This window comes from Stenotrophomonas maltophilia group sp. Smal12 (assembly GCF_037079935.1).
In the GTDB taxonomy this organism is placed as follows: domain Bacteria; phylum Pseudomonadota; class Gammaproteobacteria; order Xanthomonadales; family Xanthomonadaceae; genus Stenotrophomonas; species Stenotrophomonas sepilia.
The window spans coordinates 1-26,042 of the sequence record NZ_JBAWUK010000034.1; the positions used below are offsets into that span (position 1 = coordinate 1).

The following is a 26,042-nucleotide window of genomic DNA, read 5'->3' on the forward strand; positions in this document are numbered from 1 at the left end:
CCCCCCCCCCCCCCCCCCCCCCCCCCCCCCCCCCCCCCCCCCCCCCCCCCCACAAAAAAAACAAACCAAAACACAAAAAATATTATATGGCTTTTTATGGGGTGTGTGTATATTAAAAAATTATCTGGTTGGGGGGTTTGGTTTTTTAAACCCAGGTATGTTTTTTTTATTTTTTGTTTTTTTATTTTTTTGTGGGGGGGGGTTTTGTTTTTGGTGCCAAAACCCCCCCCCCACCCCGGGAGCCATTCCGACAGCTCGCAGGAAACTGTCGAAGGCGGGGTGGGTCCGGTTGGGGGGCGTGAGCCGCATAACCCGTTGTTGCTTCGGCTGTTGCTTCTGAGGTTGCCGGCCAGCGGCCGGCACTACCGCAGGTGCAGGGCGCGGCCCTGCCGATACCCCTCCCCCCGGCCGGGCTGGCAGAATAGAGGTCTCTGCCGTTATCCGAAGCCGACGATGCGCCTCTCCCAGTTCCACCTGCACACCACCAAGGAAACCCCCAGCGACGCCGAGCTGACCAGCCATCGGCTGATGCTGCGCGCGGGCATGATCCGCAAGCTGGCATCGGGCCTGTACACCTGGTCGCCGCTGGGCCTGCGCGTGCTGCGCAAGGTCGAACGCATCGTGCGCGAGGAAATGGACCGGGCCGGTGCGGTGGAATTCCAGATCCCGACCATCCAGCCGAAGGAACTGTGGGAGCAGACCGGCCGCTGGCAGAAGTTCGGCCCGCAGTTGCTGAAGATCAAGGACCGCAAGGACCAGGTGTTCTGCTACAGCCCGACCGCCGAAGAAGCCGCCTGCGACTTCGCGCGCAGCGAGCTGTCCAGCTACAAGCAGCTGCCGGTGAATTTCTACCAGGTACAGACCAAGTTCCGCGACGAGATCCGCCCGCGCTTCGGCGTGATGCGTTCGCGCGAATTCCTGATGAAGGACGCCTATTCGTTCCACCTGCACGATGAGTGCCTGGTGCGCGAATACGAGAACATGAAGTCGGCCTACAGCCGCATCTTCACCCGCCTCGGCCTGGACTTCCGCATGGTGCAGGCGGACTCCGGCGCGATCGGCGGCGATGCCTCGCAGGAGTTCCACGTGATCGCCGATTCGGGCGAGGACGCGCTGGTGTTCTCCACCGGCTCGGACTACGCGGCCAACATGGAAGCGGCGATCGCCGCCGATCCGGCACCGCGTGCCGCCGCCACCGAAGCGATGCGCAAGGTGGATACCCCCACCCAGAAGACCTGCGAGGACGTCGCTGCCCTGCTCGGCATCGACCTGCAGCGCACGGTGAAGTCGGTGGCGCTGATCGCCGGCGAAGGCGAGGCCCAGCAGTTCGTGCTGGTGCTGGTGCGTGGCGACCACGAAGTCAACGAGATCAAGCTGGCCAAGGTCGCCGGCCTGGACGAGCAGCGCTTCGCCAGCGAGGCAGAGATCGCCGAGCACCTGGGCAGCGTGCCGGGCTTCCTCGGCCCGGTCGCCCCGGCCAAGGCCATCCGCGTGGTCGCCGATCGCGAAGTAGCGGCGATGGCCGACTTCGTCGTCGGCGCCAACGAAGCCGGTTTCCACCTGGCCGGCGTCAACTGGGGCCGCGACCTGCCGGAACCGGAAGTGGCCGACATCCGCAACGTGCGTGCCGGCGACCGTGCCGTGGACGGCGGCGAACTGAAGATCGCCCGCGGCATCGAGGTCGGCCATGTGTTCCAGCTCGGCCGCAAGTACGCCGAGGCGCTGGACGCCACCGTGCTGGACGAGAACGGCAAGGCAGCGGTGATGGCGATGGGCTGCTACGGCATCGGTATCTCGCGGGTTGTGGCTGCCGCGATCGAACAGAACCATGACGAGGCCGGCATCATCTGGCCGGACGCGATGGCGCCGTGGCAGGTAGTGGTGTGCGTGATCAATCCGAAGAACGATGCCGCCGTGGCCGATGCCGCGGCCAGCCTGCTGCAGGAACTGCGCGACGCCGGCCTGGACGCCGCGCTTGACGACCGTGGCCTGCGTCCCGGCGCGATGTTCGCCGACATGGAACTGATCGGCATTCCGCATCGCGTGGTGGTCAGCGAACGTGGCCTGGCCGCCGGCACCTACGAATACCGCTCGCGCCGCGCCAGCGAAGCGGAAAGCCTGGACAAGGCCTCCCTGCTGCAGCGCCTGCAGGGCTGATCGGCAAAAAGACCGGGGCCTGCCCCGGTTTTTTTTTGTCTGCCGCGGCCTTCCCCGATATTGCAGCGGACATAATCCGGTCAAAATCACCGCGACGGCGCCTGCATGCCGCCACGGCATGACCCGCCTGCATTTGTGCTGTGATTAATTCATCTCTATTCTGTCCGCCGACGCCATGGACTGGCTTGTCCCGTCCACACATTAGTTTCCGGAGTAACCGTAAATGAGCATTGACCTGACCGGCCTGTCAGCACGCGAGCTGGGCGCCCTGATCCGTACCGCCAAGAAGCAGCAGACCATCGTCGCCAAGCGCCGGCCGATCACCAAGGTCCGGGCCCAGCTGACCAAGCTGGCCAAGACCGAGGGTTACACCATCGAAGAACTGTTCGGCAGCGCCCCGGCCACGCGTGCGCGCAAGGCCGCCCCGGCCGCCAAGGCGCCGTCGAAGACCGCCGGCCGCAAGCTGGGCAAGGTGGCACCGAAGTACCGCAACCCGGCCAATCCGAAGGAAACCTGGACCGGCCGTGGCAAGCAGCCGCGCTGGATGGCTGAACTGACCGCCAAGGGCAACAAGAAGCCGGAAGATTTCCTGATCAAGAAGGCCTGAGGCCGGATCGGGATGCAATGAAAAACGCCGGCGGACGCCGGCGTTTTTCATTCTCCGGTGTGTGGACCGAGGTCCACACCCACCGACATCATCACAGGGTCTTGCGCGCCGGCATCAGCAGGTTGCCGAACAGCAGGCCGGCGACCAGCGCCATCACCACGTTGAGCACGGTGAGGAACACGCTCTGGCCGGCGCCGACATCCTGTTGCTGGACCAGGGTCAGCACACCGCGCAGGCTGGTGCTGCCGGGCACCATCATGATGATGCCGGGCAGGCGGATGATCGCGCCCGGACGCCCGACCAGGCGACCGAACAGGTTGCCGCCGGCAGTCAGCAGCATCGCCGACAGGAAGATGCCGGCCGGCGCGCCCCAGGCGTGGCCACCGAACTTGGAGATCGCATAGCCGGCCACCGAGGCGGCGATCACCCACGGGTAATCGCGGCGGTTGGCCTTGAACAGCATCGCGAACGCAAAGGCCGCGGTCAGCAGCGAACCCCACTCCACCCACGGTCCCTGCGGTCGCGCCGCCCGTATCACCGGGTCCAGTCCGAGCACGTCGGCCAGGGTCACCGCGATCATCGCGCCGACGCTGAGCTTCATGATGGTGGTCAGCGCGCCGGCAAAGCGCGCGGTGCCCGATACCCAGTGCTGGCTGGCCAGTTCGTTGACCGCATTGGTCAGCGACATGCCGGGCAGCAGCACCACCAGCGACGCGATGATCACCGTATTGAGGTTGAGCGCGCCGATGAAGGACGCCACCAGGGTGGCAACCATGCCGGCCAGCAGCGCGGCCAGTGCCTCGGCGGCTTCGCGGGTGGCCGGGCGACGGTCGGTGACCATGCCGAGCAGGCCGATCATCAGGCCGATGACACCGGCGGTGGCGATGTCCAGCCACGGCAGCTTCCACATGCCGGCCACGCCAGCCGCACCCAGGGTGAACGACAGGATCGTGCGCAGCTTGCCGCGCCGGCCCGGATCCTTGTCCAGCTGCCGCAGGGCGGTGTGGCCCTGGGCGATGCTCATCCGCCCGTTGGACACTTCTTCGGCGATATGGTCGGCAACGCTGAGCTTGTGCAGGTCGTTTTCACCGGGCGCCAGGCGGATCACGCGGGTGATGTCACTGGAGCCGATGGCCTGCGCCGGGTCGCTGAAGCTGAGGATGATACCGGTGGGATTCGACCACGGTTCACAATCCAGATCGAGCTGGCGGGCCAGTGCCACCACCGCCGTCTCCAGGCGCTGGGCCGTGGTGCCATAGCTGTGCAGGCGCCCGGCGATCTCGGAAACGAAGGCCACGCGCTGCGCGTAGGTGGCCTGGGGCGTGGGGATCGTGTGAGCATCTGCGGACATGCGCCGTAGTATTACCTAGGCAGGGGCTTACCGGAGAAATTCATCCGAGTTCGACGCGATGCCCAGGACAGAACGGTTATGCTGCGACCCGAATGGCCCACGTCACCCCGAACCTCGCCCCCCAGCTCGAACAGGATGCCCATGACCCGGGCCTGATCCACCTGTCCGGCACCTGGACCTTGAAGACCGCGCTGGCCGCGGCCGAGGTCCTGCACGGCGTTCCCGACAAGCTGACCGGCATCGATGCCACCGGCATCGAGCAGCTGGATTCGGCCGGCGTGCTGCAGGTGCTGCGCGTGGCCCATCGCGCCGATCTCCACGAAGACGCGCTGCAGTTCCGCCCGGACCACCAGGCGCTGGTATGCACCATCGAGGAAGTGGCCGATGACCGGCCCAGGGCCAAGCGCGATTTCGGCGTGCTGGCGGCACTGGAGCGGCTGGGTGTCAGCGTCCACGCCACTGGCCACAACATCAAGGCCCTGTGCAGTTTCCTCGGCGAGAACCTGGTCAAGGCGGCCCGGCTGGTCAAGGAACCGCGCCGTTTCCGGCTGACCGCCACCGTGCATCAGATGGAACAGGTGGGGCTGGATGCGGTGCCGCTGGTGGCGTTGCTGTCCTACCTGGTGGGCGCGGTGATCGCGTTCCTCGGCTCGACCATCCTGCGCGACTTCGGCGCCGAGATCTACGTGGTCGAGCTGGTCAACATCGCCTTCCTGCGCGAGTTCGCCGTGCTGCTGACCGCGATCGTGCTGGCCGGCCGTACCGCCAGTGCGTTCACCGCGCAGATCGGCGCGATGAAGGCACGCGAGGAGATCGATGCGATGCGCACGCTGGGCCTGGACCCGGTCGACCTGCTGGTGCTGCCGCGACTGCTGGCGCTGCTGGTCACCCTGCCCTTGCTGACCTTCATCGCGATGATCGCGGGCCTGGCCGGCGGCATCACCGTCGGTGCGTTCGACCTCGACATCCCGCCGCAGATGTACATCGCGCGCATGCACGAGACGATGGAAGTGCGGCACCTGCTGGTGGGTTTGTCGAAGGCGCCGGTGTTCGCGCTGGTGATCGGCCTGATCGGCTGCCTGGAGGGCCTGAAGGTCGAGGGTACCGCGCAGTCGGTCGGCGAGCGCACCACCTCCAGCGTGGTGCAGACGATCTCGCTGGTGATCATCATCGACGCCTTCGCAGCGTTGTGGTTCATGCACATGGACTGGTGACATGAGCACTTCCTCTTCCCCTGAAACGCTCGACATGCGCGATGGCGACGGCCACGAGCTGGCCATCCGCGTGCGCGGCCTGGTCAACCGCTTCGGCAGCCAGACCGTGCACGAAGACCTTGACCTGGACGTGCGCCGCGGCGAGATCCTGGGCGTGGTCGGTGGCTCCGGTACCGGCAAGTCGGTGCTGATGCGCTCGATCCTGGGCCTGCGCACGCCCGACGAGGGCCAGATCGAAGTGCTGGGCCGCGACGCGCGTGCCGACGACGCCGAGAGCCGCCTGCACATCGAACGCAACACCGGCGTGCTGTTCCAGGACGGCGCCCTGTTCTCCTCGCTGACCGTGGGCGAGAACGTGCAGGTGCCGCTGAAGGAACACCACCGCGAGCTGCCCGAGCGCTGGCACTACGAACTGGCGCTGCTGAAGGTGAAGCTGGCCGGCCTGCCCGCCGATGCGATCAACAAGCTGCCCTCGCAGCTGTCCGGCGGCATGCGCAAGCGCGCCGGCCTGGCGCGGGCGCTTGCGCTGGATCCGCCGCTGCTGTTCCTGGACGAACCCACCGCCGGCCTCGACCCGATCGGCGCGGCCGCCTTCGACCGCCTGATCAAGACCCTGCAGGAAGCGCTGGGGCTGACCGTGTTCCTGATCACCCACGACCTGGACACGCTGTACGCCATCTGCGATCGCGTCGCCGTGCTGGCCGACCGCAGGGTGGTGGCCAATGCGCCGCTGCCGGACATCGAGAAACTGGATCATCCGTGGATCCAGGAATACTTCCACGGACCCCGCGCGCGCGCCGCGCGGGGCGAACAGATCGAGAGTGCCTGAGCCATGGAAACCAAAGCCAACTACGTGCTGATCGGCGCGTTCACCCTGATCACCGGCCTGGCCCTGCTGGCCTTCGGACTGTGGGCGGCCAAATACTCCTCCGACCGCACCTGGCAGGAGTACCGCGTGGTCTTCCGCGAGGCGGTGACCGGCCTGTCGGTGGGCAGCCCGGTGCAGTACAACGGCATCGCGGTGGGCTCGATCACCGAACTGAACCTGGTGCCCGACGACCCGCGCCAGGTGGTCGCGCGCATCCGCCTGAACTCCAACACGCCGGTCAAGACCGATACCCGCGCCAAGCTGGCGATCACCAGCCTGACCGGTCCGTCGATCATCCAGCTCAGCGGCGGCACGCCGCAGTCGCCGGCGCTGACCACGGTCAACAAGGATCCGGCACCGATCATCCCGACCACGCCCTCGGCGCTGCAGAACATCACCGATGTGGCCAACCGCATCGTCGAGCGCATGGACCAGATCCTCAGCGACCGCAACGTGGCCTCGATCAACGCCACGCTGGCCAACCTGGAGACGATCAGCGGCGGCCTGGCCGACCGCGACCAGGGCACGCAGGCGCTGCTGCTCAGCGCGCGCGATGCCGCCCGCAGCCTGGACACCACGCTGAAGACCACCAACGGCACCATCGAGCGCCTGGACAAGAACCTGGTGCAGCAGCTGCCCGGCATCATCGACAAGCTCGACGCGACCTTGGCCAAGCTCGACTCGGCCGCCGGCAACGCCGATTCGATCCTTGGCGAGAACCGCGCCGCGATCAACAGCTTCGCCAACGATGGCCTCGTCCAGCTGGGCCCGACGCTGACCGAACTGCGCGGCCTGATCCGCGACCTGCGCCGGGTCAGCGACCGCCTCGAGAACAACCCCGCGCGCTACCTGCTGGGCCGCGACGCACCGAAGGAGTTCGAACCCCAATGAGCACGCCCCCCCTTCCGCGCCTGCTGCTGGCCGCTTCGATGGTCGGCCTGCTGGGCGGCTGCTCCATCCTCGGCAGCAGCGAGAAAACCGCAGTGACGCTGTACTCGCCGTCCGTGCAGGTCAAGGCGGACCCGGCGTGGCCGCAGGCCAGCTGGCAGCTGGTGCTGGCCAAGCCCAGCGCCGCGCGCCTGGTCGACAGCCCGCGCATCAACGTGCGGCCGACGCCCTCGCAGCTGGAGATCTACAAGGGCGCCAGCTGGGCGCAGCCGGCCACCGACATGATCGAGGACACGCTGCTGCGTGGCTTTGAAGACTCCGGCCGCATCCGCGGCGTGGCGCGCAGCACCGCCGGCATCCGTGCCGACTACAAGCTGTCCACCGACGTGCGCCGCTTCGAATCGGATTACCAGGGCCAGGCCACGCCGACCGTGGTGATCGAAGTCAACGCCAAGCTGATCCACGTCGCCGACCAGCGCGTGGTGGCCGACCGCACTTTCCGCCAGGCGCAGCCGGTCGGCAGTACCGACGTACCGGCGGTGACCGCGGCGTTCGAGCGTGGCCTGCAGCAGCTGGCGCAGGATGTGGTGGGCTGGACGCTGGTGAGCGGGCAGGCCGATCAGCCGACCGTCGCGCGCTGATCGCCGCATTCGCCGGGCACGCGAGTTACGGGGTCGGATCCCTTGCCTGCCGGAAAGGGATCTGACCCCTTCTTCGTCACCGCGGCGTAATCCAGCGGAAGGTCAGGTTGATCCGCTCGCCCTGCACCCGCGCCATCTTCGGCAGCGCGTGCTGGTAGAAGCGCTGGGTCTGCCCGGCCATCCGCAGCAGGTCGCCGTGGCCCAGCACGAATTCGGCCTTGCGCGCCGTATCGTCGCGTCGGCGCAGCAGGAAACGGCGCGCGGCGCCCAGGCTCAGCGACGCGATCACCGGGGCCGGTCCCAGCTCCGGCTCGTCATCGCTGTGCCAGCCCATGGAGTCCCCCCCGCCGCGATAGCGGTTCAGCAGCACGCTGTTGAAGCGGCCGTGGCCTTCGGCCTGCAGGCGTTCGCGCACGGCCTGCAACACGGGCGGCCAGGGGTGCGGCACGAACTCGGCACCGGAATAGCGGTAGCGGGCCTGCGGATCGCCGATCCAGCAGCTCAGCCGCGGCGAATCCACCCAGTTGCCGAACATCCGGATGCGGTGGACCTCCCACGGCACGTCGGCCAGCAGCGCCCCCATGAGCCGGTCGGCGTCGGCTGCGGCCAGCCAGCCCGGCAGGTGCTGGACGTCGGCGTCGGGCAGGTCGTGGGGGAAAAGCATGGGGCTATGCCCGAAGATGAATTTAGCCCCCAGCTTGGCCTATTTGCCCGGCTAAGTCACAGGCGGGACAATGCTCCATCCCGACATAGCCTTCCGATGCAACTGATGCCGCGCCTTTCACCCTGCCAATCCTGCCCTGCATCTGACCACCGGAGTGAACGGTGAGGCTTCGTTGTTACCTGAATGCAATCGAACGCTCGGTTCAGCGCCACGGAGGCGGGCTGCCTGGGCTTTGGTCGGTGATCCGTCGCGCATTGAAGATCGCGCGCGCCATGGGTATCGGTGGACTGCTGCGCCGCGTGCGCACTTCCAGCGCAACCAAGCACGCGAGTACTCCACCACTATGCGACAAACCATTGCCGGCGCCAGTTCCCCTGGAGCTGATTTCATTGAAGGTCGGAGTGATGGCGCATATCTTCTATCCGGACCTGATTGAAGAGCTGGCCTCGTCGCTGGAACAGATGCCAGTTCCCTACCGGCTTATGGTCTCGGTAGTGGATGACGTCGCGGCAGAGCAGGTTCGTGCAAGGCTTGCTCAGCTCCCCAAACTTATCGACCTGCAGGTAGCGAAGGTAGCCAATCGGGGCCGCGACATCGCGCCGCTGATGCTCGCATTTGAAAGCAGCATCCAAGAGCTGGACGTGGTGGGCCACATACACACCAAGAAATCTCTTTACACCGGCGGTGTCCAGGAGCAGTGGCGGCGCTATCTACTGTCGTCGCTGTTTGGTGACCGCGATCGCTTGGCTTGGTTGCTCGGCGTACTGCAGGCGGCCCCGGATTTGGGGCTTGTCTACCCTGAAACCCATGCGTCACTGCCGCCATGGGCACATACATGGCTTTCCAACGCTTCAATTGGTCGCGCATTGAGCGCTCGTCTTGGTCTGGGATGGGACGGCACCGGCTACTTCGATTACCCCGCCGGCTCGATGTTCTGGGCGCGAGTGGATGCCCTACGGCCTCTGTTTGAGCTGGGACTTTCGCTGGAAGAGTTTCCGGCAGAAGAGGGACAGATCGATGGCACTCTGCAGCATGCAATCGAACGTCTCTTCGCATTGATCGCTCGAGATCGTGGCTATCGAATCGGCGTACTGCCGGCCGATGGCAGCCGCCACATGGCCACCGAAGGTGAGCGTAATGCCGGCGCTGCCTTCAGGTATCCGCTGGCAGAGCAACTAAGGATGGCAGCCATCGAAGCCAGGGTAGTGACGCTGGATGTATTCGACACGATGGTTCTGCGTCCCTTCACGACGCCAAATGGCGCGCGCCAACTGCTGGCACTTCGTGCTGAACGCATATCGGGATTGATTGCGTTCGCCGAGATCCGCGAGGACGCGGAGGTCGCAGAACGGCAACGCTTGGGCCGCGATCCGGAACTAGCCGAAATCTACCAGCAGGTGGGACGCATCGGGCACCTTGACGGCGCCATGGTGCAGCGTTTGCTGGAACTGGAAGTGCAGACGGAGCGGGCGCTGTTGCGCCCGCGCCAGGGGCTTCTGGAAGCACTACCAGTGTTGGCCGGAAAACGGCTGATCGCTCTGTCGGACATGTACCTGCCCGCAACTGTACTGCGCAGCGTACTGCCGCCAGCGGTGGAAGCCGTAACCGACACCTGGTGGATCTCCTGCGAAACCGGGCGTCGCAAGGATGCCGATGACAGCTGGGCGCGATGGGCGGAACAGCTGGCAACACCTCGGAATCATTGGCTGCATGTGGGCGACAATGAACATTCGGATATCCAGTTGCCGCAACGTGCCGGCCTGATCAATCCGGTCCATGTGCTACGTCCCGTCGCACTGTTCGACATGGTCCCCGCACTGCGTACCCTGCGCCATCGCTCAGGAGCGCAGGCACCTTGGCCTGAGCAGCTATGGCGTGGGTTGCTGGCCAATCGTTTGACGTACTTGGCCGACACTGCCCCGTATCGTGTGTACCCGTCGCCACAACTTGCAGCGGAGGACGCGGGCTATTGCGTGTTGGGCCCCATCCTGCTTGATTTCCTGTTGACGACCGCTGCTACCGCCCGCCGGCGGGATGTCGGTTCAATCCTGCTGCTCGCTCGTGAAGGCCATCTACTGCAGCAGGCTTGGACGCTGTTGGCCAAGGTCCATCCCGGAATGCAAGCGCTGCGCACGGAGTATTTTCTGGCATCACGGCGCTCCACTGCCTTGCCGGCGCTGGCAGCGGATGCAGATCTATCTGCCGTGCTGGCCGGCAGCTTCAACGGCAGCATGCGGCAACTTCTTGTGGCACGCCTTGGCACGCAGGCCACGGAAGTCATTGCCCGGGTTGACCCTACGCTGCTGGAGCGCGATGTTTTTCTACCTGAAATGGCAGACACGGTCTCTCTTTGGTTGCAACCTGCACTTCCATCCCTCCTTGAGCTGGCCGGTCAGAGCCGACAGATCTGGCTAGAGCACCTGTCAGAAGCCACCGGCGGGCAACAGGCGATGGTTGTCGACCTGGGTTATGCAGGAACCATCCAGCGCAATCTGATCCGCCTTAGCGGCGAACCGATAGGCGGCCAGTACTTTGCATTGCGGGAAACGGCCAAGCAGTTGAACGGATTAGGCTGGGCTGAAGCACGCTACTTCGACGGCCGCAACGATCCCTCAGGCTCATCCTTGATCCTGGAGCACGACCTCTTGCTGGAAGCACTGCTAAGTGCCCCGCACGGTCAGTTCAACGGCTATTTCCGCGACAAGAGTGGAATGGTGCACGGCGAATTCGGCGAACAGACCCTGGGGGGCCATGGGCTGGACGCCCTCACCGCAGTGCAGAATGGCGCGCTCGCATTCATCAGCGATGTGTGCTCGGCAGTCAATACGGACATTGCCAGCGTCACGCTCGATCAAGGCGGCGTACTGGAGCCGCTACGTCTGCTCGCCGAGGGCACCTGGCAGGCAGGCGCCTGGCTGCAGGATTTGGCCACCGAAGACGACTTCAGTGGCCGTGGCAATGTAGCCGTGGGCAGATCCTACTAACGGAACGCGACGCCGGTCTTTTCCTTCAGCTCGTCATCACTGACACCCGGCGCGGCCTCCACCAGCAACAGGCCGTTGTCAGTCACGTCGAACACCGCCAGGTCGGTGATGATGCGGTCGACCACGCCCACGCCGGTCAACGGCAGCGTGCATTCGGCCAGGATCTTGTGCTCGCCGTTCTTGGCGGTGTGCTCCATCAGCACCACCACGCGCTGCACGCCGGCCACCAGGTCCATCGCGCCGCCCATGCCCTTGACCATCTTGCCGGGCACCATCCAGTTGGCCAGGTCGCCCTTGTCGGTGACCTGCATGGCGCCGAGGATGGCCAGGTTGACGTGGCCACCGCGGATCATCGCGAAGCTGTCGTGGCTGCCGAAGTAGCTGGCACCGGCGCGTGCGGTGACGGTCTGCTTGCCGGCGTTGATCAGGTCGGCGTCGACCTCGGCGTCGGTCGGGAACGGGCCAATGCCGAGCAGGCCGTTCTCCGACTGCAGCCATACATCCACGCCGTCGGGAATATGGTTGGCGACCAGCGTCGGCAGGCCGATGCCCAGGTTCACGTAGGCGCCATCGGTCAGCTCGCGCGCCGCGCGTGCGGCCATTTCATCTCGGGTCCACGCCATGTCAGTTGCCCTCCGTGCGGATGGTGCGCTGTTCGATTCGCTTCTCTGGATGCGCGTTGTGCACGATGCGATGCACGTAGATGCCCGGCAGGTGCACCTGGTCAGGATCAATCGCGCCGACCGGCACCACCTCCTCCACTTCCACGATGCAGACCTTGCCGGCCATCGCGCAGGCCGGGTTGAAGTTGCGCGCGGTCTTGCGGAACACCAGGTTGCCAGCCTCGTCGGCCTTCCAGGCCTTGACCAGTGCCACGTCGGCGCGCAGCGCGGTCTCCATCACGTAGTGCTTGCCGTCGAACTCGCGGGTTTCCTTGCCTTCGGCCACCACGGTGCCGTATCCGGTGGCGGTGAAGAACGCCGGGATGCCCGCGCCGCCGGCGCGCAGGCGCTCGGCCAGCGTGCCCTGCGGGTTGAACTCCAGCTCCAGCTCACCGGCCAGGAACTGCCGTTCGAATTCCTTGTTCTCGCCCACATAGGACGAAATCATCTTCTTGATCTGCCGCGTTTCCAGCAGCTGGCCGAGGCCGAAGCCATCGACGCCGGCATTGTTGGAGATCACGGTCAGGCCCTTGGCACCGCTGTCGCGCAGCGCGGCGATCAGCGCCTCGGGAATGCCGCACAGGCCGAAGCCGCCCACGGCCAGGGTCTGGCCATCGGCGATGACGCCCTGCAGGGCCTCCGCCGCCGAGGCGAAGCGCTTGCTGCGCTTGCCGCTGGAAGTTGCGTGTTCCATTTCTACAGCCCTACGGGGGAAGAATCAGCGCATTCTAGCCGGGGCCCGCCCTATGGCTGGGATGCGCCGCAGCATTTATGGGCCTGCTGCCAAGCTCCCGCTAGAATGGCGAATCGACGGGAGCTTGCCGCCGGCACTGGAAACGATGTCTCTGCACTACACCGATGAGGATCTGGCCCGCTGGTTCGATGACGCCACGCTGACCCGCAGCGAGCGGTGCATGGGCGGAGTAAGCCAGCTGGAACGCCACGGCGATGTGCTCATCGCCGAGGTGCAGGGCACCGCCGCGCGGCCTTACCGCGTAAAGATCGACTTGGCGGCAAGCATGCGCACGCCCCGCAGCCGCCTGCAGGGAGACTGCTCCTGCCCGGTCGGCCAGAACTGCAAACACATGGGCGCCACGCTGATGGTCTACCTGCTGGATGGGGCCATCGAAGATGATGAATGGTTCCCGGTAGGTGCCGGGACCGAAGGCGGACTGGAGCAGCCCGTGCGCCCGCAGCTGCTTGCGGAACTGTCGCGCTGGCAGGCCATGCGCAGCCAGCCGGCCAAGCCGGTCCGCAATGGCGTGGTCTTTGAGCTGTCCACGGTCAATCATCGCCCGTCGGTGCTGATGCGCAAGGTGAAGTACCGTGGCGACGGCGGCATCGAGTTCGGCAAGTGGACCGAAATCACCGCCGAGATGCTGCTCACCCCGCCCAATTACCTGACTCCGGCGGACATATCGGTCATCGCCCAGCTCTGGGCTGAGCGCCGTGCCACTACGCCTGAGCCGCGCATCGACATCGGCGCCACGCTGGCACTGATCGTTGCCAGCGGCCACGGCTGGGTCTTCTGCGGGCGGGATCGCGTGCCCGCACGCGCCGGCGCGCCGCGCCAGGGCATGCTGCACTGGGAGGTGGACGAGGTGGATGGCGAGCTTCTGTCGTTTCCTTCCTTGCACCTGGACGGCGATGCCGAGGGCCTAGTACTGGGCAATGCCGCCGGCTACCTCGACCCCGTTACCGGCGAGGTGGGGCCGCTGCTGCTCGATGTGAGCATCCAGGATGCGGATTTCTTTCTCTCCCTGCCGCCCCTGCTGCCCACCGAAGCGCCGGTGGTGGCGCAGGTGCTGAAGCAGATGGACCCGGCACTGCCGCGCCCCGGTTCGGTTGATGCGATGCGTACGCTGCAGATCAGCGCGATGACGCCCGTACTGCGCCTGCACAGTTTCGAGTACCGCCCGGCATGGATGAGCCGTCGCGGGCCCTCGCGGTGGGCGGACTTTGCGACCGTTGCCTTCGAATACGACGAACACGTGCGCTTCCTGGATGACCCCAACGTGTTCGTTCACGACGCCAACGGCGAGCTGGCCCTGCTGCCGCGCGACCCTGCCGAAGAGGCGCGCCGCGAGCGCGAACTGCGCGGCTTCCACCTGCACCGCGATACGGCGCCCCGCGCCTCGCTGGAGGGCGCAGGACCGCAGTTCGTCCTGCGCAGCCAGGACTGGACCCGGCTCATGCTGCAGGACGTGCCGCAGCTGGAAGCGCTCGGCTGGAAAGTGGAGGTGGATGACGATTTCCGCCACCGCATCACCCTGATCGACGATATCGATCTGGACATCCAGCCCAGCCAGACGGAAGACGGCTGGTTCGATCTCGGCCTGGACATCCAGGTCGATGGCCGCACCGTGCCGCTGGCTCCGCTGCTGCACACGGTGCTGCAGACCGATCCGCGCTGGCTGCGCGGGCAGATCGATGCCATCGATGACGACGAGCACGTGATGCTGTCGGCCGACGACAACACTCATCTGGCGATTCGCGCCGCGCGCCTGAAGCCGGTCATTGCCTTGCTCGCCGATCTGTTCACCCAGCGCGATGCCCCCTTGCGGGTATCGGCGCGTGACCGTGGCCGCCTGCGCGCCCTGCAGGACGATGCGCGCCTGCAGTTCAAGGGCCACCAGGACACCCGTGCGCTGGTGCAGCGGCTGATCCAGACTCCGGCGCCAACCGAGGTCACTCCCCCGGCCGGGCTGGCCGCCTCCCTGCGTCCTTACCAGCTGCAGGGCCTGGCCTGGCTGCAGTACCTGCGGCAGCAGGACCTCGGCGGCGTGCTGGCCGACGACATGGGCCTGGGCAAGACACTGCAGACCCTGGCCCATATCCTGCTGGAAAAGGAACAGGGCCGGCTGCAGCAGCCGGCGCTGGTGGTGGTGCCCACCTCGCTGCTGCATAACTGGACCAGTGAAGCGGCCCGCTTCACCCCCGACCTGCGCGTGCTGGCACTGCATGGCGCCGACCGCGCCACCCACTTCGATCGCATCGGCGAACACGATCTGGTGCTGACCACCTACCCGCTGGTGTGGCGCGATGAAGAGGCGCTGCTGGCCCACGACTATCACCTGCTGATCCTCGACGAGGCACAGCAGGTCAAGAACGCAAAATCGAAGGCGGCTATCGCCCTGCGCACGCTGCACGCGCGCCATCGCCTGTGCCTGACCGGTACACCGTTGGAAAACCACCTGGGAGAGCTGTGGGCGCAGTTCGATTTCCTGCTGCCCGGCCTGCTGGGCAACGAGAAGCAGTTCAACCAGCATTGGCGCCATCCCATCGAGCGCGGCAGCGACCCGCAGCGGGCGCACCTGCTCGCCCAGCGCCTGCGCCCGTTCATGCTGCGCCGGCGCAAGGCCCAGGTGGCGGCCGAGCTGCCGCCGAAGTCCGAGATCACCCGCACGGTGGCGCTGGAAGGCGCACAGCGCGATCTGTATGAAACCGTGCGCGCATCGATGGAAGCCAAGGTTCGTGAAGCCGTGGCCGCGCAGGGCCTGGGCCGCAGTCATATCCTGGTGCTGGACGCCCTGCTGAAACTGCGCCAGGTCTGCTGCGACCCGCGGCTGCTGCCCGGTGAGACCGGCAAGCGCAGTGCGCCGTCGGCCAAGCTGGACCTGCTGCGCGAGATGCTGCCGGAGATGGTGGAAGAAGGCCGGCGCATCCTGCTGTTCTCGCAGTTCACCAGCATGCTGGCGCTGATCGCACAGGCACTAAATGAGATGGGCCTGGCCCATGTGCAGCTGACCGGCGATACCCAGGACCGGGCCACGCCGGTGCAGCAGTTCATGGCGGGCGAGGTGCCGATCTTCCTGATCAGCCTGAAGGCCGGTGGTGTCGGCCTGAACCTGACCGCGGCAGATACGGTCATCCACTTCCATCCCTGGTGGAACCCGGCTGCCGAACGCCAGGCAACCGATCGCGCCCACCGCATCGGCCAGCAGCAGCCGGTGTTCGTCTATCGGCTGATCGCCGCCGGCAGCATTGAAGAGCGCATCGCCGAGCTGCAGCAGCGCAAGGCGGCGCTGGCCGATTCCATTCTTGAAGGTGGCAACGCCAGCGGTCCGCGCTTCAACGATGAGGACCTGGAAGCACTGCTGGCACCGCTGCCGGGGGTGGTGCCGAAGGGCAAGCGGGAGCGGCCGGCACGGGCCTGAAGCGCCGGCCGGTCAGGTGCCATTGCGGCATGAAAACGATTCCCATACAGGGCTGGCGCTACAACCGCGGGCTGTGCCCACAATGGAACTGACCGATGCCCCTGCACGCCTTCAAGGCCTATGACATCCGCGGCCGCGTGCCGGAAGAACTGAACGAAGACCTCGCCCGCCGCATCGGCGTGGCCCTGGCCGCTCAGCTCGCGCCGGGCCCGGTGGTCCTGGGACATGACGTCCGCCTGACCAGCCCGGCCCTGCAGGACGCGCTCGCCGCCGGCCTGCGTGGCGTCGGCCGCGAAGTGATCGACATCGGCCTGTGTGGCACCGAGGAAGTCTATTTCCAGACCGACCACCTGGGCGCCGCCGGTGGCGTTATGGTGACCGCCAGCCACAACCCAATGGACTGCAACGGGATGTAGCTGGTCAAGGAAAACGCGCGGCCGATCAGCTCCGACACCGGCCTGTTCGCGATCTCCGACGTCGTGGCCGCCGATACCGGCAGCGCGCAGCCGGCGAGCGCAGCGCAGACCGCGCGCCACGACAAGAGCGCCTACATCGACCACCTGCTCAGCTACGTGGACGCCAGCAAGCTCAAGCCGCTGAAGCTGGTGGTCAACGCCGGCAACGGCGGTGCGGGCGCTATCGTCGACCTGCTGGCGCCGCACCTGCCGCTGGAATTCATCCGCATCTGCCATGAACCCGATGGCAACTTCCCCAGCGGCATCCCCAACCCGCTGCTGCCGGAAAACCGCGCCGCCACCGCCGAGGCCGTGCGCGAACACGGTGCCGACTTCGGTATCGCCTGGGACGGCGACTTCGACCGCTGCTTCTTCTTCGACCACACCGGCCGCTTCATCGAGGGCTACTACCTGGTCGGCCTGCTGGCCAAGGCGATCCTCGCGCGCAACCCGGGCGGCAAGGTCGTGCACGATCCGCGCCTGGTCTGGAACACCGTGGAAATGGTCGAAGCGGCCGGCGGCGTGCCGGTGCTGTGCAAGAGCGGCCACGCCTTCATCAAGGAAAAGATGCGTGCCGAGGACGCGGTGTATGGCGGCGAGATGAGCGCCCACCACTACTTCCGCGAATTCGCTTACGCAGATTCCGGCATGATCCCGTGGCTGCTGATCGCGCAGCTGGTGTCCGAAAGCGGCCGTTCGCTGGCCGACTGGGTGGAGGACCGCATGGCGGCCTTCCCCTGCAGCGGCGAGATCAACTTCAAGGTGGCCGATGCCAAGGCCGCCGTCGCCCGCGTGATGGAGCACTTCGCCGCACAGTCGCCGGCGCTGGACCACACCGATGGCATCAGCGCCGATTTCGGCGACTGGCGCTTCAACCTGCGCAGCTCCAATACCGAACCGCTGCTTCGCCTGAATGTGGAAGCCCGCGGTGATGCCGCGCTGCTGCAGGCGCGCACCGACGAGCTCTCCCGCCTTATCCAGCAGTAATCAAGGAAGATCATGAGCAACATCCAGCCTGTCATCCTGTCCGGTGGCTCCGGCACCCGCCTGTGGCCGCTGTCACGCGAGTCCTACCCGAAGCAGTTCCTGCCGCTGGCCGGGCAGCTGACCATGCTGCAGGCCACGTGGCAGCGGGTGGCGCCCATCGCCAGCCGCGGCCCGCTGGTGATCGCCAACGAGGAACACCGTTTCGTTGCCGCCGAACAGCTGCAGCAGGTCGGCGCGGCGCCGGCCGCTATCATCCTCGAGCCGGTCGGGCGCAACACGGCGCCAGCGATCGCGGTAGCTGCCCTGGAAGCCACCCGTGACGGTGCCGATGCGCTGCTGCTGGTGCTGCCTTCGGACCACGTAATCACCAATGAAGCGGCGTTCCGCAGTGCGGTGCAGGCGGCGGCCGACGCCGCCGAAGCGGGCAAGCTGGTGACTTTCGGCATCGTGCCCACGGGCCCGGAAACCGGCTATGGCTACATCAAGGCGGCCGATGGCCAGGGTCTTCGCGCCGTCGAGCGTTTCGTCGAGAAACCCGACCTGGACACCGCCAGCGGCTACGTGGCCAGCGGCCAGTACTACTGGAACAGCGCATGTTCCTGTTCAAGGCGTCGCGCTACCTGCAGGAGCTGGAACGCTTCCAGCCGGCGATGCTGGCCGGCAGCCGCACGGCATGGCAGCAGTCGCGCCGCGATGCCGACTTCACCCGCCTGGACAAGGAGGCGTTCACCGCGGTGCCGTCCGACTCCATCGACTACGCAGTGATGGAGAAGACCGCCGACGCGGTGGTGATTCCGCTCGACGCAGGCTGGAACGATGTCGGTTCGTGGACCGCGCTGCGCGATGTCTCGCAGCAGGATGGCGACGGCAATGCCCACCAGGGCGATGTGATCGCCATCGACTGCCGCAATACCTACGCCTATGGCCAGCGCCTGGTGGCGATGGTCGGCTTGGACGATGTGATCGTAGTGGAGACCGACGATGCGGTACTGGTCGGCAAGGCCGATCGCATGCAGGAGGTCAAGACCGTGGTGGCACAGCTGAAGGCCGACGGCCGCAGTGAAGCCAGCTGGCACCGCAAGGTCTACCGCCCGTGGGGCGCCTACGATTCGATCGACAACGGCGAGCGTTTCCAGGTCAAGCGCATCACCGTCAAGCCCGGCGGCACACTGAGCCTGCAGATGCACCACCATCGCGCCGAACACTGGATCGTGGTCAGCGGCACCGCCGAGGTGACCCGCGGCGACGAAGTGATCCTGCTGAGCGAGAACCAAAGCACCTACATCCCGCTGGGCGTGACCCATCGCCTGCGCAACCCGGGCAAGCTGCCGCTGGAGCTGATCGAAGTGCAGTCCGGCAGCTATCTGGGCGAGGATGACATCGTGCGCTTTGAGGACACCTACGGGCGCAGTTGATCAGGTGCCATCGGGCTTAACGGTAGCGCCGGCCCATGGCCGGCGAGCGCAGCGGCGTGCAGGCACCCGCCGGGCATGGCCCGGCGCTACCCCCATCAGGCGATTTCAGCCATCACGCGCTTCAGGCCGTCCTGCCAGGACGGCAGCACAATGCCGAAATCCTGCTGCAGCCTGCGGTTGTCCAGCACCGACCAGGCCGGACGCTTGGCCGGTGTCGGGTACTCGGAACTGGGAATCGCTTCGACGGCCGGCACCTTGGCCAGCACGCCAGTGGCAAGCGCCTCGGCGAAAATCGCTTCGGCAAACCCATGCCAGCTGGTCTGGCCGCTGGCGGTCAGGTGCCAGGTGCCCGACAACTGCCCGGGGTGCTGCAGCGCCTGTGCGGTGACATCTGCGATCAGCGCGGCCGGGGTCGGCGTGCCGATCTGGTCGGCCACCACCCGCAGCTGGTCACGCTCGGCGCCCACCCGCAGCATCGTGCGCAGGAAATTGGCGCCGTGCGAGGCATACACCCATGCCGTGCGGAAGATCAGGTGGCGGCCACCGGCTGCGCGAACGGCCTCCTCGCCATCTCGCTTGCTGGTGCCATAGACGCCCAGCGGCGCGGTCGCTTCGTCCTCGCGGTAGGGGACGCTGCCCTGGCCATCGAATACGTAGTCGGTGGAGTAATGCACGATCGGCACGCCATGGGCCGCACACCAGCGCGCGATTACACCCGGCGCCTGCGCGTTGGCCGCGAACGCGGCCTCCACGTCCTGCTCGGCACGGTCGACCGCCGTGTAGGCGGCGGCATTGACCACCACCGACGGCTGCAGGCGGTCCAGCAGTGCCGGCAGGCTGTCGGGCTGGCCGAAATCGGCCACCTCGCAGGCGCTGCCGTCGGGCAGCTGGCCACTGCGCGTGGTTGCCAGCACCGGTCCCAGCGGGGCCAGTGCGCGCAGCAGTTCCTGCCCGACCTGCCCGTTGCCGCCAAACACCAGCACAGTCATGCGATGTAGACCGGGAGGCGGTCCTCGCTGATGTCCTTCAGGAAGGACGCCTTCTCGTCCTTGGCCGACAGGATCGGCGCGCTGATGGGCCAGTCCACGGCGATGTCGGCATCGTTCCAGCGGATCCCCGCATCTGCTTCCGCCACATACACATCGGTGCAGAGATAGTGGAACAGCGCCGTTTCGGTGAGCACGGCAAAACCGTGGGCGAAGCCCTCGGGAATCCAGAACTGCTTCTTGTTCTCCGCGCTCAGCACCACCGCTTCCCACTGGCCGAAGGTCGGCGAGCCACGGCGGATGTCGACGGCGACGTCATAGACCTCGCCCTCCAGCACGCTGACCAGCTTGCCCTGAGGGCGCGGCCACTGGTAATGAAGGCCGCGCAGCACGCCTTTGCTGGACGAGGAAACGTTGCTCTGCACGAAGTGCGTGGGCAATGCCAGTTCGGCAAAGCGCTCTGCATTCCATGTCTCGAAGAAGAAACCACGGTCATCGCCAAAAACGCGAGGCTCGATGACCGCACAACCAGGTAGACGGGTGTGGATCACTTTCACGGAACGACGCCCCTCAACGAAAGCTTCTGTAGATACTGGCCGTATGCATTCTTGATCAGCGGCGCAGCGAGCGCGTGCAGCTGCTCAGCCGAAATCCATCCCTGCCCGAAGGCCACTTCTTCCGGGCAGCAGACCTGCAGGCCTTGGCGGGTCTGGATGGTCTCGATGAAATTGGAGGCTTCCAGCAGGGACTGGTGGGTACCGGTGTCGAGCCAGGCATAACCACGGCCGAGCGCTTCCAGATGCAGCTGGCCCTCGGCCAGGTAGCGCTTGTTGAGATCGGTGATCTCCAGCTCGCCACGCGGCGACGGCCTCAGTGCGGCGGCGTGGTCGCTTGCATTGCCGTCGTAGAAGTACAGGCCGGTGACCGCATAGTTGGAACGCGGCTTTTCCGGCTTCTCCACCAGGTCGATGACCTTGCCGGTCTGGTCGAACTCGGCCACGCCGTAGCGCTCCGGGTCGTTCACCCAGTAGCCGAACACCGTCGCACCGTCCTTTCGCTGGTCGGCGCGCCTGAGCATTTCGGTCAGACCGTGGCCGTGGAAGATGTTGTCACCCAGCACCAGGCAGCTCGGCTTGCCGGCCAGGAAATCGCGACCGATCAGGTAGGCCTGCGCCAGCCCGTCCGGGCTCGGCTGTACGGCGTACTGGATGTCCATCCCCCACTGCGAACCGTCGCCCAGCAGCTGCTTGAACAACGCCTGTTCGTGCGGGGTGTTGATGATCAGCACTTCGCGGATGCCCGCCAGCATCAGCACGCTGAGCGGGTAGTAGATCATCGGCTTGTCATACACCGGCAGCAGCTGCTTGCTGACGCCCTTGGTAATCGGATAGAGCCGGGTGCCGGAGCCGCCGGCGAGGATGATGCCCTTGCGCTGCGTCATGTTCTCTCCCGGTTTCAGGCGGCGGTGCCGATGCGCTGCAGGCGGTAGCTGCCGTCCAGCACGCCGTTGACCCATTCCTGGTTGCCCAGGTACCAGTCGACGGTGAAGGCGATGCCCTGCTCGAAGGTACAGGCCGGTTCCCAGCCCAGGTCGTTCTTCAGCTTGGAGGCATCGATCGCGTAGCGGCGGTCATGGCCCGGGCGATCGGCCACGTAGGTGATCTGGCTGCTGCGCGGCTGGCCATCCTCGCGCGGGCGGCGTGCATCGAGCAGCGCGCAGATCGCCTGCACCACTTCGATGTTCTGCTTTTCCGAATTGCCGCCGACATTGTAGGTTTCGCCGACCTGGCCCTTGGCCAGCACGGTGCGGATCGCTTCGCAGTGGTCGGTGACGAACAGCCAGTCACGCACCTGCCTGCCATCGCCGTACACCGGCAGCGGCTCGCCGGCCAGCGCCTTGGCGATCACCAGCGGAATGAGCTTTTCGGGGAAGTGGTACGGGCCGTAGTTGTTGGAGCAGTTGGTGGTGAGCACCGGCAGGCCGTAGGTGTGGTGGAACGCGCGCACCAGGTGGTCCGACGCAGCCTTGGACGCCGAGTATGGCGAGTTGGGCGCGTACGGGGTGGTTTCGCTGAACTTGCCGGTCTCGCCCAGCGTGCCGTACACCTCGTCGGTGGACACGTGCAGGAAGCGGAAGGCCGCGCCCTGTTCGGCCGGTAGCGCCTTCCAATAGTCACGCACCGCTTCCAGCAGGCCCAGGGTGCCGACCACGTTGGTCTGGATGAAGGCACCCGGCCCGTCGATGGAGCGATCGACGTGACTTTCGGCGGCGAAGTTCAGCACCGCGTCGGGCTGGTGTTCGGCCAGCAGGCGGGCCACCAGGGCGCTGTCGCCGATGTCGCCCTGCACGAACACATGGTTCGGGTTGCCGTCGAGGCTGGACAGGGTCTTCAGGTTGCCGGCGTAGGTCAGCGCGTCGAGATTGACGACTTTGATGCCGCGGGCGACCGCTTCGAGAACGAAGTTACCGCCAATGAAACCGGCGCCGCCGGTGACAAGCCACGTGGACACTACCTGATCTCCTGTTATTTTGATTTCTTCCAGAGGAAGCGCTCAGCACGCTTCGATACAGCGGCACAGCATACATGGCGCCGAACTTCACGACTGCGTGCAGAACGTGAATGACGGAGCAGAAGCGGCTTTTTTTGCCGCGGCGCAACAAAACCACACGCATTCGCATGGTCGCCAAAGGCCAGTTAGAATCAGGGTCCCACCCCCGAACCGGTTGCTGTGCGAGGACCGGACGTTTCCCGTTACTGTGAGCCGGCCAGTGGTCGGCACTACAAGGATCGAGTACCAGATGAAAATCCTCGTCGCGTACAAGCGCGTGGTGGACTACAACGTCCGCATTCAGGTCAAGCCGGACGGCTCCGGCGTGGTCACCGACGGCGTCAAGCTGTCGCCCAACCCCTTCGATGAAATCGCCCTGGAAGAAGCCCTGCGCCTGCGCGACAAGGGCATCGCCACCGAAGTCGTGGTCGCCACCATCGCCCCGGCCGACGCCCAGGCGCACCTGCGCAATGGCCTGGCCATGGGTGCGAACCGTGCCATTCACGTCGTAACCGACCAGGCCATCCAGCCGCTGACCGCCGCCCGCACCCTGCTCAAGCTGGTCGAAAAGGAACAGCCGGACCTGGTGATCCTCGGCAAGCAGGCCATCGACGACGATGCCAACCAGACCGGCCAGATGCTGGCCACGCTATGGGGCCGCCCGCAGGCGACCTTCGCCAGCAAGCTGGACGTTGCGGACGGCAAGGCCACGGTGACCCGCGAAGTCGATGCCGGCCTGGAAACGCTGGAAGTGGACCTGCCGGCCGTGGTCACCACCGACCTGCGCCTGAACGAACCGCGCTTCATCAAGCTGCCGGACATCATGAAGGCCAAGGCCAAGCTGCTGGAGACCCTGCAGCTGGCCGACCTCGGCGTTGAAGCCGCCGATACCTTCAATACCACCCAGTACGCCGCGCCGTCCAAGCGCAGCAAGGGTGTAATGGTCAAGGACGCGGCCGAACTGGTGGCCGCACTCAAGCAGAAGGGGCTGCTGTAATGAGCAAGATTCTCGTCATCGCCGAGCACCACGACGGCAAGCTCAACGCCGCCACCGCCAAGACCGTCAGCGCGGCCGCCGCCATCAGCGGTGCCAGCATCGACGTGCTGGTGCTGGCCGCCGACCCGGCCGCCGTGGCTGCTGAAGCGGCGAAGATCGCCGGCGTCGCCAAGGTCCTGACCGTGGCCAATGCCGCCAACGCGCAGGCCATCGCCCAGGTGCTGGCCCCGCAGATCGCGCAGCTGGCCAAGGGTTACACCCACGTCTTCGGCCCGTCGACCACCTTCGGCAAGGACCTGATGCCCTGCGTGGCCGCCCTGCTGGGCGTCAACCAAGTCTCCGATCTGATGGCCGTGGAAGGCAGCTACACCTTCAAGCGCCCGATCTACGCCGGGAACGCCATCATCACCGTCGAAGCGCCGGCCGACCAGATCGTGGTCGCCACCGTGCGCGCCGCCTCGTGGCCGGAAGCGGCCCAGGGTGGCAGCGCCGCCGTCGAAGCCGCCAGCGTCGATGCGGCCCTGCCGTCCCACACCCGCTTCGTCGGCCTGGCCGCCGGTGCCAGCGACCGCCCGGACCTGCAAAGCGCCAAGCGCGTGGTCTCCGGTGGCCGTGGCGTCGGTTCGGAAGAGAACTTCAAGGTCATCTTCCAGCTGGCCGACAAACTCGGTGCCGCCGTCGGTGCCTCGCGCGCCGCGGTCGATGCCGGCTACGTGCCCAGTGACCTGCAGGTCGGCCAGACCGGCAAGATCATCGCGCCGGAACTGTACGTGGCCGTCGGCATCAGCGGTGCCATCCAGCACCTGACCGGCATCAAGGATGCCGGCACGATCGTGGCCATCAACAGGGACGCGGATTCGCCGATCTTCGAGATCGCCGACATCGGCCTGGTCGGGGATCTGTTCACGATCCTGCCCGAGCTGGAAGCAGCCCTGCACTGAACCACGCTGAAAAATGTCGCGTAATCAGTAGATTACGCGACATCCTCTCGCATTTCATAGCTTGCATGGACGCCGGCCCGGATCACCCGTCCTTGCACACCCTCTCGCTATAATCCGGGGTCAACCCGTGTAAGGACTGCATCGATGACGCTCCCGTGTTTCAAGGCCTATGACATCCGTGGCCGCGTTCCGGATGAACTGGATGAACGCCTTGCCCGCCGCATCGGCGCTGGCACGGCGGCGTTGCTGGGCCCGGGACCGGTGGTGGTTGGACACGACATCCGCCTGAGCAGCCCTGCCCTGCTGCAGGCCGCCATTGAAGGCCTCACCGCCAGCGGACGCGATGTCATCGACATCGGCATGTGCGGCACCGAAGAAGTCTATTTCCAGACCTTCCACCGAAAGGCTGCCGGCGGCATCATGGTCACCGCCAGCCACAACCCGATGGACTACAACGGGATGAAGCTGGTCCGCGAGGAATCCAAGCCGATCAGCGGCGATACCGGCCTGTTCGACATCCGCGATTTCGCTGCCTCAGACGTACCGCTGGGCAACGGCCAAGGCACGACCACCCGTGACGCCGACAAGGCCGCCTACATCCAGCATCTCCTGGGCTACATCGACGTGGCCAGCCTGAAGCCGCTGAAGATCGTCACCAACCCCGGCAACGGCGGTGCCGGCCTGGTGATCGACGAACTGGCTCCGCACCTGCCGTTCGAATTCATCCGCATCCAGCACGAAGCCGACGGCAGCTTCCCCAACGGCATTCCCAACCCGCTGTTGCCGGAAAACCGTGCGGCTACGCGCGACGCCGTGCGTGCCAATGGCGCCGACTTCGGCATCGCCTGGGATGGTGACTTCGACCGCTGCTTCTTCTTCGATGCCGAAGGCAATTTCATCGAGGGCTATTACCTCGTTGGCCTGCTGGCCACTGCATTGCTGGCCCGCCAGCCCGGCGGCAAGATCATCCACGACCCGCGCCTGACCTGGAACACCGTCGAAATGGTCGAGCAGGCCGGCGGTGTGCCGATCATGAGCAAGACCGGCCATGCCTTCATCAAGGAGCGCATGCGCGCCGAAGATGCGATCTACGGCGGCGAGATGAGCGCGCACCACTACTTCCGCGAATTCGCCTACTGCGATTCCGGCATGATTCCCTGGCTGCTGATCGCACAGCTGGTCTCCAGCACCGGCAAGTCGCTGGGCGATCTGGTGGCGGACCGCATGAAGGCCTACCCATGCAGCGGTGAGATCAATTTCCGCGTGGATGACGCCAAGGCGACCGTCGCACGCGTGCTGGCGCACTTCGAAGCGCAGCAGCCGCAGCTGGACCGTACCGACGGCATCAGCGCCGACTTCGCCCAGTGGCGTTTCAGCCTGCGCAGCTCCAACACCGAACCGCTGCTGCGCCTGAACATCGAGACCCGCGGCGATGAAACGCTGCTGCAGGACCGCATCCGCGAGCTGACCGCCCTGATTGGCGGCACGCCAGCCAATCACTGACCAGGACACTTTCGT

At 65.9% G+C, this 26,042-nt stretch carries 19 protein-coding genes and 2 pseudogenes; 13 read left to right on the forward strand and 8 right to left on the reverse strand.

Translation table 11 applies throughout. From position 1 onward, the window contains the following. Positions 1-453 precede the first annotated feature (453 nt). Positions 454-2,157, forward strand: coding sequence for a proline--tRNA ligase (locus WDC87_RS14785; RefSeq protein WP_164082329.1), 1,704 nt, complete (start codon positions 454-456; stop codon positions 2,155-2,157). A 223-nt stretch (positions 2,158-2,380) separates the two neighbouring features. After that, positions 2,381-2,764, forward strand: coding sequence for an H-NS histone family protein (locus tag WDC87_RS14790; protein ID WP_010480700.1), 384 nt, complete (start codon positions 2,381-2,383; stop codon positions 2,762-2,764). 91 nt (positions 2,765-2,855) lie between these two features. On the opposite strand, the gene WDC87_RS14795 is transcribed toward WDC87_RS14790, so the two are convergent. Next, entirely contained in the window at positions 2,856-4,115 is a 1,260-nt protein-coding gene (locus WDC87_RS14795; protein ID WP_046428410.1) for a threonine/serine exporter family protein, read from the reverse strand. 92 nt (positions 4,116-4,207) lie between these two features. Here WDC87_RS14795 and WDC87_RS14800 point away from each other — a divergent pair, with 92 nt between their 5' ends. The 4 genes from WDC87_RS14800 to WDC87_RS14815 are packed head-to-tail and all read left to right on the forward strand — an operon-like array spanning position 4,208 to position 7,726. Then, positions 4,208-5,329 carry an ABC transporter permease gene (locus WDC87_RS14800; RefSeq protein ID WP_049465308.1) on the forward strand — a complete coding sequence of 374 codons (1,122 nt, stop codon included), beginning with the start codon at positions 4,208-4,210 and terminating at the stop codon, positions 5,327-5,329. A gap of 1 nt (position 5,330) precedes the next feature. Further along, a complete protein-coding gene (locus WDC87_RS14805) occupies positions 5,331-6,158 on the forward strand; it encodes an ABC transporter ATP-binding protein (RefSeq protein WP_049465310.1) in 828 nt (275 codons plus the stop codon). A 3-nt stretch (positions 6,159-6,161) separates the two neighbouring features. Next, positions 6,162-7,088, forward strand: coding sequence for an MlaD family protein (locus WDC87_RS14810; protein ID WP_252744566.1), 927 nt, complete (start codon positions 6,162-6,164; stop codon positions 7,086-7,088). Continuing rightward, positions 7,085-7,726: an ABC-type transport auxiliary lipoprotein family protein gene (locus WDC87_RS14815; protein WP_053505572.1), complete on the forward strand. Its 642-nt coding sequence runs from the start codon at positions 7,085-7,087 to the stop codon at positions 7,724-7,726. Before WDC87_RS14810 ends, WDC87_RS14815 begins: the two co-directional genes overlap by 4 nt. 76 nt (positions 7,727-7,802) lie before the next feature. On the opposite strand, the gene WDC87_RS14820 is transcribed toward WDC87_RS14815, so the two are convergent. Continuing rightward, positions 7,803-8,390, reverse strand: coding sequence for an alpha-ketoglutarate-dependent dioxygenase AlkB (locus WDC87_RS14820; RefSeq protein WP_164082330.1), 588 nt, complete (start codon positions 8,388-8,390; stop codon positions 7,803-7,805). Positions 8,391-8,629: 239 nt separating this feature from the next. Here WDC87_RS14820 and WDC87_RS14825 point away from each other — a divergent pair, with 239 nt between their 5' ends. After that, a complete protein-coding gene (locus WDC87_RS14825; RefSeq protein ID WP_336331310.1) occupies positions 8,630-11,374 on the forward strand; it encodes a rhamnan synthesis F family protein in 2,745 nt (914 codons plus the stop codon). On the opposite strand, the gene WDC87_RS14830 is transcribed toward WDC87_RS14825, so the two are convergent. Beyond that, on the reverse strand, positions 11,371-11,997 hold the full coding sequence (locus WDC87_RS14830; RefSeq protein WP_164082332.1) for a CoA transferase subunit B: 627 nt from the start codon (positions 11,995-11,997) through the stop codon (positions 11,371-11,373). The two genes, WDC87_RS14825 and WDC87_RS14830, sit on opposite strands and share 4 nt — an antisense overlap. Before the next feature lies 1 nt (position 11,998). Then, on the reverse strand, positions 11,999-12,730 hold the full coding sequence (locus WDC87_RS14835; RefSeq protein WP_164082333.1) for a CoA transferase subunit A: 732 nt from the start codon (positions 12,728-12,730) through the stop codon (positions 11,999-12,001). Between the two features lie 145 nt (positions 12,731-12,875). Here WDC87_RS14835 and WDC87_RS14840 point away from each other — a divergent pair, with 145 nt between their 5' ends. The 3 genes and pseudogenes from WDC87_RS14840 (at position 12,876) to WDC87_RS14850 (ending at position 19,050) form a co-directional block, all read left to right on the forward strand. Further along, complete coding sequence (locus tag WDC87_RS14840) at positions 12,876-16,193, forward strand: DEAD/DEAH box helicase (RefSeq protein ID WP_252744564.1); 3,318 nt, start codon at positions 12,876-12,878, stop codon at positions 16,191-16,193. Positions 16,194-16,288: 95 nt separating this feature from the next. Next, positions 16,289-17,635, forward strand: a pseudogene (locus WDC87_RS14845) (phosphomannomutase). A gap of 12 nt (positions 17,636-17,647) precedes the next feature. After that, positions 17,648-19,050 (forward strand): annotated as a pseudogene (locus tag WDC87_RS14850) (mannose-1-phosphate guanylyltransferase/mannose-6-phosphate isomerase). A gap of 95 nt (positions 19,051-19,145) precedes the next feature. Here the strand turns inward: WDC87_RS14850 and rfbD are convergent. Genes rfbD through rfbB form a run of 4 tightly spaced genes read right to left on the reverse strand, consistent with a single transcriptional unit; the run spans position 19,146 to position 22,547 of the window. Next, the gene (gene rfbD / locus WDC87_RS14855) at positions 19,146-20,039 is read right to left on the reverse strand and encodes a dTDP-4-dehydrorhamnose reductase (protein ID WP_164082335.1); all 894 of its coding nucleotides are present in this window, start codon (positions 20,037-20,039) and stop codon (positions 19,146-19,148) included. Next, positions 20,036-20,593 carry a dTDP-4-dehydrorhamnose 3,5-epimerase gene (gene rfbC / locus WDC87_RS14860; protein WP_164082336.1) on the reverse strand — a complete coding sequence of 186 codons (558 nt, stop codon included), beginning with the start codon at positions 20,591-20,593 and terminating at the stop codon, positions 20,036-20,038. Before rfbC ends, rfbD begins: the two co-directional genes overlap by 4 nt. Next, positions 20,590-21,477 (reverse strand): glucose-1-phosphate thymidylyltransferase RfbA, encoded by an 888-nt coding sequence (gene rfbA / locus WDC87_RS14865; RefSeq protein WP_164082337.1) that lies wholly within the window; start codon positions 21,475-21,477, stop codon positions 20,590-20,592. Before rfbA ends, rfbC begins: the two co-directional genes overlap by 4 nt. A gap of 14 nt (positions 21,478-21,491) precedes the next feature. Further along, the gene (gene rfbB / locus WDC87_RS14870; protein WP_164082338.1) at positions 21,492-22,547 is read right to left on the reverse strand and encodes a dTDP-glucose 4,6-dehydratase; all 1,056 of its coding nucleotides are present in this window, start codon (positions 22,545-22,547) and stop codon (positions 21,492-21,494) included. Between the two features lie 289 nt (positions 22,548-22,836). Between rfbB and WDC87_RS14875 the strand changes: the two genes are divergently transcribed. The 3 genes from WDC87_RS14875 to WDC87_RS14885 all read left to right on the forward strand — a co-directional run bounded on the left by WDC87_RS14875 (position 22,837) and on the right by WDC87_RS14885 (position 26,027). Next, complete coding sequence (locus WDC87_RS14875) at positions 22,837-23,583, forward strand: electron transfer flavoprotein subunit beta/FixA family protein (protein ID WP_164082339.1); 747 nt, start codon at positions 22,837-22,839, stop codon at positions 23,581-23,583. Further along, a complete protein-coding gene (locus tag WDC87_RS14880) occupies positions 23,583-24,524 on the forward strand; it encodes an electron transfer flavoprotein subunit alpha/FixB family protein (RefSeq protein WP_164082340.1) in 942 nt (313 codons plus the stop codon). The genes WDC87_RS14875 and WDC87_RS14880 overlap by 1 nt, the downstream gene beginning before the upstream one ends. A gap of 144 nt (positions 24,525-24,668) precedes the next feature. Further along, a complete protein-coding gene (locus WDC87_RS14885) occupies positions 24,669-26,027 on the forward strand; it encodes a phosphomannomutase (protein ID WP_164082341.1) in 1,359 nt (452 codons plus the stop codon). Positions 26,028-26,042 lie beyond the last annotated feature (15 nt).